Genomic DNA, 12,283 nt, shown 5'->3' with positions numbered 1-12,283 from the left:
CACGTCCAAATCGCTCGTTTTTCGGAATCGACCCAATGGCAATGGAATTATTCGTAGAACAAAACGGCGAGATTTCCGGTCCATTCTCTCCACAAGAATTGAAGATAATGGCTCGTGATCACGAGATCAGCAAGAATGATTTCATTCGTAAAACGAGGGATGGCAAACCAGTCAAAGCCGCACATGTCAAAGGCTTATTTGCGGAACCAACCACAGAACCTGCCTCGGCATCGAAAATCGTATCATCACCCGCAGCAACAAAAGAAGAAACGCCGCTAGGACTCAAAGTAGTACCGAGAGAACCAGAACCTAATTCGGCACAACCGCCAAATCAAATTGGTCTCGCCATTTTGGTTGTAATAGGATTGTTAGTGGCACTAGGTGTTTGGCATGTTGCAGACGGCGTTCAAAAAGTAGGACAAGAGAACAGGCGACGGGCTGAGAGAGAAGACGCTGAATTTAAGCGCAATTGGGAGTACGAAAATAGCAAGCCTCTCAATAAAGATCTAAAAACGATTTATGACGCCGAGGTGAAAAGTTTACCTGCTGGAACTCGGGTTCCATCGTTCGGTGAATTCCGAGATGACGTCAAGCGTAGAGTTGGAAAGTGAGCAATTTTGCAAAGCCGAGCAGAGCTCTTCGAGTTTTAACTATCAGAAATCATGAGAGCGTTCGCCAGAATCATCGTCGAAGAAAATTAAGGCCAATGGACCGCATGGTTCGGTGATTTGCCGCAGGTCGCTATCGGTGGCGAATGGCCGAGTGATGCAATTCGCAAATTGCTCGAACATTGTGGCGAAGCGAACTTTGATGCAGACGGAATGATTGCCGTCGAGGATGGCGCTCGTGATGGTCATCTTGAGTTCTTGATGCCGCTCTTGGGATTTCGGAGGATTCCAGTACCGTCAGTGAACTGAAACGAACAAGGGGCTTTCGTGAATCATAATTGAGAACTTGCTGAACCTCACATCAACTCACTCCACGATACAGCACTGGCTGAAGCTGGCATGACACTCGCAACGAGCCTTTGAGAATGTACAGGCGAGGTTGTCTGGCGATGTCAAAAACTCGATAGAGATGGAACTGCTGAGGTACGTCCTCAGAACAGCGTACTTCATTTGAAGAAACATGGAATGGGAAAAACTTGCCGAGTCCTGTGGCCTTAACTTCGAGCAGCTTTTCCGATTCATCGGTTTCGTCAAACGAAATGATGTCAAACCCAAGTCCATCACCGATATCTCGTGAAGCCCAAGTTACCTTCTTCGCCAGATCATCTCGCCCTAAAGACAATAGGCGGGATATTTCCAGTTCAAGGACGAATTCTTCGCCGATCAGTCCCAAACGACGATTCGTGGCATCACGCTCTGCAAAATCAATTCTGCGTGGCTTCCGAGTGATCCACGGTTTTGAATCTGATTTCGGCACGATGATTTGTTCGGGAGGTTCCTCAATGACGTCTTCAAACTTCGTCTGTTTGTTCGGCGGTGGTTCTACGGGATTCAAAATTGGACCTGCCGCAACTTGTTGCCAGAAATCGGGTCGCTTCTCCAGAAATGATTCCACTTCGGTCGCAAGGATCGACTGGTAGTTACTGCGGGGCTTGTAACCTTCAATGTACGGCAAGCCAAAATCGACCAAAACACCGCTAACATTCTGATGCTTGAATTCAATTGAACCGTCTGATCGTCCCGACAAGTGTGGAGCCAAGATTTTCCGATGATCGGACTTCTTGTATGGCACTCCCAAAAGTTCAGATTCAAGCATCGTGAAATAATCGGCGACGACGAGACGCACTTCTTGCTCTGACCAATTCTGCCCCATCTGTGGTTGATCAGGGTTCGAATCTGCCATCTGCGGTCTCTTTCACAGAGTGATTGTGTTTTGGATTTCTTCTAAGCAGGCTTCCGGCGTGATTTTCTTCATGATCGTCATCCATCCTCGTCGCACGGGAGCCGCCAAATCGAATTTACCATCGCCAACGTGTTGTATTCGAGCGGCATGAGTTTCAAGTTCTGGTGGAACATCGTGTCCCGTCCGCATTATGACGACGAAGTGCAGTGCATCACGGTGCCAACGAGTGAACAAATCATGGGGCCAATTGAACTGTGGGTTCTTTGGCTTCTTGCAATATCGTTTCTTCAATTTGGCGACGATTGGGGCGGATTGTGCTTCAATCATTTCTCGAAGCAACAGTTTTTGTTCTGTGGCCGAGTTTGTTGACAGCAGTTTCTGTCATCGGCATAATCAAAATGCTTTGTTTCCTGAATAACTGCTGTCATCCCTAACAGAGAGAGCACAGAGAGCATGTCTAAGTATATCACAGTCGAAGTTCATTTCGTAGAAGGAACTGTGGGTGCAGCAGGCGGAATAACCTTGTCGGGTAAATTCGATATTGATTTTGGAATTAAAATTTATACTAGTCCTGCAGGATGGGAGGTGCTCGAACATGACGCACTCTCTTTAACAGAGCAGGAATTCAAATTTAATCGAAAGAAGGCAAGAGACTGCCACCATATGTTTAAGCTAAAGCTTAACGATAATTCTGATCCGACAATTACTCCTCATGGAAATACAAGAATTAAAGATGTGTCTTATCAGAATGATGACGACGGGCTGTAGATTGGCCTGAGCATAAAGGATTACTCTGCATCATTCAGCTAATCGATCCTCAATCGTCATCACCGCAACCATCGACTCACGATAAAACGACCGCTCCTTCATTTTGTCCAAATCCATTCCAGTGACTAACCACCGGCCACGTTTGATGTACGGATTTGAATCCAGAGTTTCATCGTCCAATGGCTGAAGTTCTGTGTCCCGAACTTCCTTCACAAGAATTCGGCGTTCTTCCAACTTGCTTGGCAGACAAGCGAAATTGATTGACGGGTACAATAACCGATACGAATGACCCTGCAAAAGTGTTCGGTGAGAAATTGGAACGATCTCCAAACCAGGGCATGATTACGGGCATCGAATAATCGATGGCACGCCGACCCAAAGAAACGACACTGCTCGACATTGAGCTTGGGTAATCCGCTAGAAAATGCGAATTAAAAGAAGGCCGCAGTTTGGTCTGCGTAGGCACCGCCAGCACCGGCTGGATTTGGTTGGGTCAAATGACTTGGCAGATGATACTCAGAAATGGCAGTCGTGCAAGGCGAACATCAATAGCGAATTAAGCCACAGCCCTTTGAGCATTTTCTTCGCTTCATTTGCTGCATCCGATTTGCTGTAGAATTCAAGAGCTCACTGCTGGTTTGCCAAATTCGCTTCCACTTGGAATTCCGTCATTTCTTCGGTGCTTCAACAGTTGGGCAACCTGCCTCAATCCATTTCTGCACCGCATCGAGGCTCCAGCGAATTGCGGCACCAATTCGAATTGGCGGCGGCATCTGCCCCGTGGTGTGCATGCTGTACAGAGTTCTCTCAGAAACTCTTAGGAGCGTCGCCGTCTCTTTTGAAGTGAGAAGCAGCCCTTGGTGTTCTGGCAGCTTCTGCCCGGCGAACAGTGCGTTTTGTGATGATCTGAGGCGTGCTGCCATTTTCAATTCTTCTTGCGTAAATATGGCCTGTTTGATGGCCGGTGCAAGGAGTTCGGCAAAAGAATTGATGGCGTCTTCGTCAATCGTAACTTCGACTTGAACTTTGATTGTTGTCATTTTACTCGCCGTTAATCCTTCAACCGTACTGACTCGTTTCAAGGCCCATCGTGCCGAGTCTGAATCTACGGCACTATCACCCGATAGTCTCATGCAATACGATCATTGAACAAATCCTCACGAATTTCGGAATTCAGAGATCCGTTTTCGAGAATCGGACGTTGGCAATCGCAAAGGAGGAAATCAAACCGTGGGGATTCGCACCGCACTTGATGACAAGGACCATACGTCGAATTTGATTGCAGCAGTCAGTGCTTTGGCTACAGTCATTTTCGGTAGTTTTTCTATCGGATTTAGCCTCTATTGTTGGCAACTCCAACGGAATGACTTGGCCGAGACGAAGACGCAAAGCAAGTTAGACTTGAAAGAGCAAACTGATCGCTTCCAGAGACAGCTTGACCAATTCGAAAAAGCTCATCACCTAGAAGTCACTCCTCGACTTCAGTTGGAAATTGATTCGTGGCGAGAGACGCCGCTTGGGATGATGAAAATACCCACCGTTAAACTAATAAATACAGGCAGGGGAACCGCTTACGATATCGTAGTTGATACGTATGTTGAACGATTTGAATATCTTGAGCTTCCAAGCAAAGAGAGAGAGAAGTTTCAAGAAATGTACGAAGTTCTTCCGGGTGAAGTTCGGGTGACTGACGTGGACACAAGCAGTCTTGCCGGGAATCGCTTGATTGACCACCGGACGGTTCGGCCGAATGATGCACTCGATGGTCTGGCGATTCGAATTCCATTCTCGGGCGGCAATCATATTCAAGGCATAGGTGGCTATGCAAAAATCTCCTTCACCGATGAAGATGGTAGCCAGATCACCGATTTCCAGCAGTTTTTTGCTTTCTTCAATATGTCTGACAGTGGCACGCCGTACTCCTCAACAGAATTCAAATCAGCACGCCATCAAAAAGATTGGACCGTCGGAGAGTTACGGCGATCAATGCTGAAAGGAATGCAGCAGGCGAAATCAGCACAAGTGGGATCAGCTAAGCCTGCAATGTGAAGCAGCGTCAAACCAGCAACTATCGCCGCTGTTTTGATGTCGTCCAAGGTCCATCGTTCCGATTCTTGATCGCCGATTTCATGGCCTCATCTGCCGAGTAGACGTTCCGTGCAATCGGCTTTCCTGCCCGATAGTACGCCTCCTTCGGTACGATCCTTTTTCCAGTCGGCAATGCAAGATCAACAACGAAGCCATCTCGCTCGCACCAATCATGTTCAATCCGCTTGTCTAACTGGTCCCTCCAGACCGTGCCGTGTGCGGCGAGCCATTTTCATCGGCGTCACCCGCCCAGCAGAATACGACATAAACACGGTGGCGGTCCTGTCGGTGTATCCTCAGGTTCGTCTCGAGTGATTCTGGTCAGTGACGGAAGCCCCGATGCCGTCAACTCTGGGCCTGCAAATCGACACCGCTACTCCACCAACTTCAACTTGGGTTTCCGATTCGCCGCAGTTTCTGGGTAAACAAAGTGAGGGTATGAGTTGGCAGTGCCTCTCTTGAGCTTTGCTACTGGGGCAGTGAGAACACGTCCTTCCTATCTTATTTGTTGGAAGGAGTCGCAGCTAATCGAAATCCGGAACCGTGTCCAGATTTAAGATCCCATTCATCTTTCATTGCACATGATCTATAACCCGATCCGCAATCAAATGGAGCGTGCGTAAAGTCGCCGCCTCGACTGATCCACTCTGCGCTTTCAGGAAATCTACTAGATCTTGTAGCTGGCCCTCTGGGATCACGCCCGCCTTTCAACTGAACTGAATACCAGTCACTACACCACTCGTCTACATTTCCATACATGTCAAACAACCCCCACGCATTTGGTTTCTTCATTTTGACTGGTTGCGGGGATGCGCCCTTAAGTCCCATTAACAGGAAAGTATTGGTTTGGAACCATCCATATTCATCCGATTTCGAGACATCATCACCAAAAGAAAACCGTGTTTTCGTCCCAGCTCGGCAAGCGTACTCCCATTGAGCCTCGGTAGGTAGCGTAAACTTCCAGTCGATAGGAAGTCTGCCGACTCTGTGTTCCCGATCTGTCATTCTGAGACAATAGGCGATAGCATCGTCTCGGCTAATACAGCTTGCAGGATAGTTGACACCGTCCTTGACGAACTGGTCTAACCCCATCCAGGGGCTGCTATCCATCAATTGCTTCCATTGACTTTGTGTGACCTCCGTCTCTCCCAACCAGAAGCCATTGGTCAGAGTCACGCCAACTTGGTATTCATCGGACACTCGCTCAGACTTCGAGGTTCCCATCATGAACGTACCTGCGGGGCACCAACGAAATGCAATTCCTGGAAGAAGCTCCTTGCGGTCTCCAGCTTTTTCTCCTTCCATGTTGCCGCTATTCGAAAAGACCAACTGAAGATCAATCGAATCATTCGAAAATGGACGTGGGGTTTGTTTGTCTGATCGGTTTCTACTTGCGACTAACCTCGGCACTTTTTTCTTCAATCGATCTGCCAATATCCCTGTCGTGGCATCCTCGCCGTTTGTGGTTAGATCATTCAGTTCGTCCAGCAGGCACTTTGTGAATGCTCCGTGCCCCCAATCCTTGTGCTCAAACGCCTGCTGATTCGGGGAACATCCAAACAAGACCGCTGTATTGTCAGGAATCTCTGAGACCTTGAAGCTGGCGCCAACACTTAGGGATCTTCCTCGTGCTTGATTAGGAACCTTGCGGCAACAGTCCGCCAAAACGACTCGATTCCCAGCTTTGGCAACTTTCAACGAGAGAAGAATCTCTGCCATTTTGATCAGGTTCTTGGGGTCAGGTTCGATCATTGGTTCACCGTTGTCGTCGTTAAGAGCAATTCCGTCACGACTTTTCACAATTCGAACTGAGGCATCATAGGGACAAAAACAGCCTTCAGGATCTTGCCCAGATCCAGCATCAATCAGAACTCCATGACCAAATAGCCCGATGAGAATTACACCGTCCGCTTCACCTTTTTCGTTCAGTGAGTCAAGTTTGTTGCGGATCGCAGCTTGATTTGCTTGCTTGCCGAGCAGCAGCTCAACTTCATACCCAAACGATTTCAGCAACTCACCAAGTTCTTTGGCGTCAACCTCGGGATACTCCAATTGAGGTTTATTCATTCCTGAATGCTCGTACTTCGTTACCGCCACGAGAAGTGCGTATTTCTTAGGTGTTTGGGCATTTGCTATACTCGTGATGATCAGCAATGCGAGAGAGATTAAGGGAACGATGAAACGCATAAGTGGTGCCCACTATATGAAAGGCAAAGTTTTTTGAGGTAAATGATCGAATTCGGCTGCGAAACTAAAGTCAGCGCCTTGGTGCGCTTGATGCAGTTCTGTTTCCTCACGATCAATGCTGGTCATGCAATCGAACGCTACGCCATTCCGCTCCGATCTCCTCGGTACTCTCCATTCTTCCTACGGACCTACGTGAACGGCTATCCTCGGTCATTCAAGAAGTCACTGCGGACGATTGTACCGGATGCTCACAGTTGACAAGACTCGATCCCCAATTTTTACGGGTTCCAACTTAAACTGCTGATCCAGTGGTGCCCCCTTGCCGGTCTCCCCTCCAAAACTTCGACTTAAGCTGCCATTTGGTCGACATGATTCACGGAATTGTGCGGTAATTACTCCCACCGCACCCCGGGTATTCAGCTGAGTTGCCGCACCTTGTCCAAGCTTATTGACGACAAATGAAAAGACATTGTCCCGCTTAGATTGATCGACGGTATGCAACCATCCCTTGATGACAACCGTCGTTCCCTTGAGGACAAGGAACCCCGGATATCTGGCTTTCTTGCCATCCGGCCCCAAATCGGAGGTAAACGACGTTGTGACATCGAGTCCATCGACAGTGATCGAAGCAATCGCATCGGCTTTGTCGTTGTTCGCAATTTCAATGTCGTAATACTCCCCAACGCCAACATTCGTGAATGCCAATCCCTTCACACTCTCCGGCACGACGGGAGTTGCCTTTCCATTAAACGAACTCTTCTTGAGAATCCCCATGCTGAATTCTGGAGCACCTTTCGCTGCGACTCGATGACCACCGACAAGGTCAAATTCAGGCTTTTCGACGGCTCTTTGCGTCGATTCATTCCTGTCCTTCAATTCTCCCTCGGGCTTCGCTTTGTTCAATCCCAAAACTCGGTCGATGTCATCCGTTTCGTTGACTTCGATATCAGGAATCGTGACCAGCACTTTTCCCAATTGCTTGATGGTGACTACTAGTCGCACGATCTTGAGTCCCAGGTTGTCACCCGCACCTTCGGCATAGACGTAGTTGCCTGCCAATGTATAGTCAGAATTATCGTCCCGAAAGTTCGCCAGCAATTCTCCTAAACGTCGTTGAAGTTCGACGCCAAAATTAGAGTTTCTCGCTGATGATCCTTCGCCATCAAATTGTCCTAAAGCCAGTTTTTGGCCTTTGACTAAGGGGTTTTCAGTCAAATTCTGCGTTACGAGATCGGCAAGATCGTTGATCCGTCCGTTGAGTGACATTTTTTTGGGAGCGCCGTCGGCGACTCCCATTGAAAACATTCCGATTGCATATACGAGAATGAAAACTCGATTCATGATGATTCCTTATCGATTCAAGTTATGTGGTTAGGGCTTGGCGAATTGTTTAATCGAAAAATCCAAACCGAACGCTGTAAGTTGCATGATTGAAACTCCGCCTCGAAGGCTTTCCCAGTAAGCACGTTTGATCTTACCGTCAGGTCTCAAAAGGATTCCCATCCCCAATTGGCGCAGGCGTTCGTCGTTGCGGATTCGTTCTTCCAAGCGTTTCGTGTCCAGTCCAATTCCATCGGGTGTTACCAGATTCAATTCTGCCGCCACGGTCTGCAAATCGAGTTCGTCCAACGCATAGAGTCGAGCTATTTCACTGACAGGTTCAGCAAACTCGTGAATATCTCGATTTGAATCCTGACCAACACTCAAGAAGCTCTTGGTAGCTCGTTCAGTGGCACGATTGAAAAGATCAGCATCCGCATTCACTTTGGTCAGGAATTCGTCTTTCGTTGGATGCAGCCTCTTCACCTGATCTCGGGCCTTGTCAAACACCAACGAGAAGTCACGAATCTCATCGCTCGGCGGATTAATCATTCCCTGCTTGTGACAGGCAAAACAGGATACGCCGGTGACAATGGCGGGAGAGCCAGAAGTTTTCAGTGCATCGCTGACGACTTCAATCGGTCCCGCATCAATTCGTTCATCTTTGCCGTTCACCAAAAAATACGCCTGAAGTCCATTTGGTAAGTTGAAAATGATCTCTCCGCCATCATGATCGAACGACTGTTTGATGAACGGATTGCCGGGGTATGCTGGACCTAACGGAAATTGGGCAAGGATCGAACGCCGATTGTCCGCCTTGAAGTCATAGCTCTTCCAATACGCACCAAATCGAGACGGATGTCGTTCCAGCAGCCGGTTTTGTTCGGAAACTCCGCTGGGTGTGAAACCAGATCGAGCAACCTTTGCATCTCCCTGCTCAATATTCGAAATCACATCGACACCTAGAAAGTGTTCCAGATCACGGGCCGTCATGTGCTTGGGATTGGCAGGTTGATTGCGATCATCAAGTCGACCCTTCACGTCCGGCAAATAAAGATCGAACAGGATCGTGTGATATAACGGCGGGCGAGTTGCTGTGGCGATGAACCAGTCCGCCCTCACGAGGTACAAGGATTCCTTGTTCATCATGTTCGTGACTTCTTTGTCCAGATCGAGCAGCGTGGAATCATTCAGATTTTCGAATCCAATTCCAAATGGGTAATGGGAACGAATGGCTTTCCACTGGTCGTCCCCCCAGCCAAGTTGTTGAAGATCCACCACGAAAATCGTGCGATCCGTACCTTCCATGGCTTTGGGAATCGTCATTTCCCGTTCCCAAGACAGGCTGTTCAATGCCTTGGAGAGACCGGCACGAGCCAGCGCCAACGTTTCATCAGAGACTTCTGGATTGTTATGCATCTCCGTGAGTGAGAAATACCGTAGCCGAGCTTGGATACGTGGGTCCCGAACATTTTTTAAGTGCTTGCGGATGGCTTCCAGCGATGTCTGGACGGTGACTGGCTTCCGGGCCTTGGGTTGCGGAAACTTTGGGGCGCCAGCATCAATCCATTGGGCGACAAGTTTCGTGTCATCGGCAACCATTTTTGAGAGTTGCGGTTGTGAAGGCGGTGGCATCGTTCCTTTGGAGGCTTTTTTCCACAGGGAAGAATCCTGTGATTTGCCGGGTTTGATCACGTCGTTATCGATCATTGATTGAGCGTCACGGACATCGAAATTGGCATTCGAAGCAGACCCGTCGCCACGGTGACATTGCAGGCAGGATCTTCTCAAGGCCGCCCCTGCTTTTATGGCCAACTCTTCAGCAGGGAGGCTGTTTTGTCTTTCATCCGCCGCTACGAAAATCGCACTGGACGACAATAGAACAGCAATGGATAAGATTAACTTCATGAACGGAATCCTTTGATCGGGAGCGATCATTAATCTTTTGAGAGCTGTCGTGGGTTCAGACTTTTCATAGTGGTAGATGTGAATGCGATCGTTCGTGAACATTCGATGCCCGAATTCCCGCAAAATATTTCCGAATAAGATCATGAATTGCTACTTCACCGCTAAAACGACGGCTGCCAAACGAAAACCTATTCCGCTGTCTCGATCTTCGGGTGACCTTTTACTCCGACACCCTGAGCGAGAGAATCTATCGCCGCTGTACCAACTACCGCCCCGTATCACATGCTCTGAGCCGGTACTACTTCCAACAGGGTCTCGGCCGCCGCTTAATCTGCTACGATACAAGTAGCTGCACCATTCGCTAACATTGCCGTGCATGTCGTTTAATCCCCAGTCATTTGGCTTTTTCTGGCCAACTACATGAACATAGCGCTCTTCTGAAACCCAGCCGTACTCACTCAGTTGAGATTCATCATCACCATACGAATATGCCGTCCTCATTTCGGCTCGGCATGCGTATTCCCATTGCGCCTCGCTCGGCAAGCTATACTTCCATTCGTTAGGTAATTGTCCCGAACTGTGTTCACGTCTTGTCAGCTTCTCACAAAACGAGACAGCTTCCAAGTAGGTGATGTAACTCGCTGCGCAATCAGTTCTACCAATCCAGGGTTTCGTCCCCATTAAAGTCAACCACTGCTTTTGCGTGACCTCTGTCTCGCACATCCAATATCCTTTAGTCAGAGTGACGGAAACCTCGTTTTCATTGTCATCATGCCACTTTTCAGACTTCGGACTTCCCATTATAAAGACACCTGCAGGACACCACCGAAAGAAGTAACCTTTCATTAATTCTTTTCGATCACCAGCCTTCAAGCCATCAAATCTTTGGGTGCGAGTATAGACGGCCTCAATAGTATTCATTCTTTGTTGAGGCTTCGCAGATTCAGATAGCTTCGCTTCTTCTGGTTCGCCCGGTTTCTCAGTTCTTGGTTTCGAAGGTGACAATGACGTCAACTTTAAATCCACACGTCCGCCAGTCGAAATCGATCTGGGTGTTTGGCTGGCACGAACCTTGTCTCTCACGAGTTGTTCGACGGCTTCTTCCACATCGGCGGCGACGAAGGCAACCAGTGATTTGCCATGTGAAGCATTCTGCCGAATCGCATCCAACAAGCATTTGGTGAATGCTCCATGTCCCCATTCAGGATGTTCGTACGCCTTTTCCGAAGCAGAGCACGCAAACAACACTGCAGTATTTGTTGGCAGTTGATTGGTCTCCAGGCTTGTGCCGAATGACCTTCCCCGAGCGGCATTCGGGTCACTCCGACAGCAATCGGCAAAAAGGATTCTATTCGTGGCTTTTGATTCACGGAGCGCCAACAAAACATCTTCGATTGCGATCATCGTGTCGGCATCAGGCTCCATCCTCGCTTTGCCATTGTCGTCGGAGATCGGAAGTCCCTTCTTATCCCGCTTTGATTTCACCACCGTATCGTAAGGGCAAAAGTACGACGTTTTAGTCGAGTCAAACTCGATCCCATGTCCGAACAAACCGACAACGACGACTCCCTTGTTGCCACCTTTTGTCGCAAAGGTTGCCAATTTATTGCGAATAATGTCCTGGGTCGCTTGCTTGCCAAGCAGCAGGTCGACCTCGTACCCAGCCTCCTTGAGCAAGTCGTTCATCGACTTGGCATCGACTTCAGGATACTGAATAGGCGTCTGATTCATGTCGGGATGATCATATTCCCGAACGGCGTCTAGGAGAGCGTATTTCTGAGGCTTCGGCTCCTGGGCACAAATTGGGCCAACGCAGAGGAACAATGCTGCAATAGTCGTCAACATTTTCATGACACTGTCCAAATTGCTCGCACCATCTGGGTGCAGTCGGTATGTTCGTTCGATGGACTTCGGTTGCGGAGCTGGCACCGGGAAGCGAACAGAATCTTGTCGAATTCCGTCTTGGTTTTCCACGCAGTACCAAGCACTCTCTGAGAAAAAGATTGCTGCAGCGTCATGGTTTCGCCACGAATTCAGCAGTGAACTCTGCGCCGTTTCATATATCCATCAGGTGAACGGATACGGCTCCAAAACCTTCCCCGAATTCTTCTTGAAGTTCTCGAAATCCTTAGGAACTGAAAGTCCAAAATCTCGGGGAAGG

Annotated in this window: 10 protein-coding genes; 3 read left to right on the top strand and 7 right to left on the bottom strand. The window is 48.7% G+C overall.

The window, feature by feature from the left end; all coding sequences use genetic code 11:
• Positions 1-35 precede the first annotated feature (35 nt).
• Positions 36-611, top strand: a complete 576-nt coding sequence (locus tag OSO_RS50425) for a hypothetical protein (RefSeq protein ID WP_010585827.1) — start codon at positions 36-38, stop codon at positions 609-611.
• A gap of 358 nt (positions 612-969) precedes the next feature.
• On the opposite strand, the gene OSO_RS0125185 is transcribed toward OSO_RS50425, so the two are convergent.
• Both OSO_RS0125185 and OSO_RS52805 read right to left on the bottom strand, forming a co-directional pair.
• On the bottom strand, positions 970-1,851 hold the full coding sequence (locus OSO_RS0125185; protein ID WP_010585825.1) for a protein NO VEIN domain-containing protein: 882 nt from the start codon (positions 1,849-1,851) through the stop codon (positions 970-972).
• A gap of 12 nt (positions 1,852-1,863) precedes the next feature.
• Complete coding sequence (locus OSO_RS52805) at positions 1,864-2,178, bottom strand: DUF3024 domain-containing protein (protein ID WP_010585824.1); 315 nt, start codon at positions 2,176-2,178, stop codon at positions 1,864-1,866.
• A 126-nt stretch (positions 2,179-2,304) separates the two neighbouring features.
• Between OSO_RS52805 and OSO_RS0125175 the strand changes: the two genes are divergently transcribed.
• Positions 2,305-2,619, top strand: a complete 315-nt coding sequence (locus tag OSO_RS0125175) for a hypothetical protein (protein WP_010585823.1) — start codon at positions 2,305-2,307, stop codon at positions 2,617-2,619.
• A gap of 668 nt (positions 2,620-3,287) precedes the next feature.
• Here OSO_RS0125175 and OSO_RS45045 read toward each other — a convergent pair.
• Complete coding sequence (locus OSO_RS45045) at positions 3,288-3,659, bottom strand: helix-turn-helix transcriptional regulator (RefSeq protein ID WP_010585821.1); 372 nt, start codon at positions 3,657-3,659, stop codon at positions 3,288-3,290.
• Between the two features lie 190 nt (positions 3,660-3,849).
• On the opposite strand from OSO_RS45045, the gene OSO_RS0125155 reads away from it, so the two are divergent.
• Positions 3,850-4,668, top strand: coding sequence for a hypothetical protein (locus OSO_RS0125155; protein WP_010585820.1), 819 nt, complete (start codon positions 3,850-3,852; stop codon positions 4,666-4,668).
• Between the two features lie 540 nt (positions 4,669-5,208).
• Here the strand turns inward: OSO_RS0125155 and OSO_RS52095 are convergent.
• From OSO_RS52095 to OSO_RS52090, 4 genes are all read right to left on the bottom strand, one after another.
• Positions 5,209-6,894 (bottom strand): SUMF1/EgtB/PvdO family nonheme iron enzyme, encoded by a 1,686-nt coding sequence (locus tag OSO_RS52095; protein WP_050986190.1) that lies wholly within the window; start codon positions 6,892-6,894, stop codon positions 5,209-5,211.
• A gap of 222 nt (positions 6,895-7,116) precedes the next feature.
• On the bottom strand, positions 7,117-8,235 hold the full coding sequence (locus OSO_RS0125135; protein ID WP_010585818.1) for a hypothetical protein: 1,119 nt from the start codon (positions 8,233-8,235) through the stop codon (positions 7,117-7,119).
• Between the two features lie 30 nt (positions 8,236-8,265).
• Positions 8,266-10,122: a c-type cytochrome domain-containing protein gene (locus OSO_RS0125130; RefSeq protein WP_157605446.1), complete on the bottom strand. Its 1,857-nt coding sequence runs from the start codon at positions 10,120-10,122 to the stop codon at positions 8,266-8,268.
• A 150-nt stretch (positions 10,123-10,272) separates the two neighbouring features.
• A complete protein-coding gene (locus tag OSO_RS52090) occupies positions 10,273-11,973 on the bottom strand; it encodes an SUMF1/EgtB/PvdO family nonheme iron enzyme (protein ID WP_157605445.1) in 1,701 nt (566 codons plus the stop codon).
• Positions 11,974-12,283 lie beyond the last annotated feature (310 nt).

It is taken from the genome of Schlesneria paludicola DSM 18645 (assembly GCF_000255655.1).
GTDB classification, from domain to species: domain Bacteria; phylum Planctomycetota; class Planctomycetia; order Planctomycetales; family Planctomycetaceae; genus Schlesneria; species Schlesneria paludicola.
This window is presented reverse-complemented; position numbering and strand designations above follow the sequence as displayed.

Coding starts and splice junctions, on each gene's coding strand:
- OSO_RS50425 (WP_010585827.1), top strand. CDS start 36: ATGGCAATGGAATTATTCGTAGAACAAAACGGCGAGATTTCCGGTCCA.
- OSO_RS0125185 (WP_010585825.1), bottom strand. CDS start 1,851: ATGGCAGATTCGAACCCTGATCAACCACAGATGGGGCAGAATTGGTCA.
- OSO_RS52805 (WP_010585824.1), bottom strand. CDS start 2,178: ATGATTGAAGCACAATCCGCCCCAATCGTCGCCAAATTGAAGAAACGA.
- OSO_RS0125175 (WP_010585823.1), top strand. CDS start 2,305: ATGTCTAAGTATATCACAGTCGAAGTTCATTTCGTAGAAGGAACTGTG.
- OSO_RS45045 (WP_010585821.1), bottom strand. CDS start 3,659: ATGACAACAATCAAAGTTCAAGTCGAAGTTACGATTGACGAAGACGCC.
- OSO_RS52095 (WP_050986190.1), bottom strand. CDS start 6,894: ATGCGTTTCATCGTTCCCTTAATCTCTCTCGCATTGCTGATCATCACG.
- OSO_RS0125135 (WP_010585818.1), bottom strand. CDS start 8,235: ATGAATCGAGTTTTCATTCTCGTATATGCAATCGGAATGTTTTCAATG.
- OSO_RS0125130 (WP_157605446.1), bottom strand. CDS start 10,122: ATGAAGTTAATCTTATCCATTGCTGTTCTATTGTCGTCCAGTGCGATT.
- OSO_RS52090 (WP_157605445.1), bottom strand. CDS start 11,973: ATGAAAATGTTGACGACTATTGCAGCATTGTTCCTCTGCGTTGGCCCA.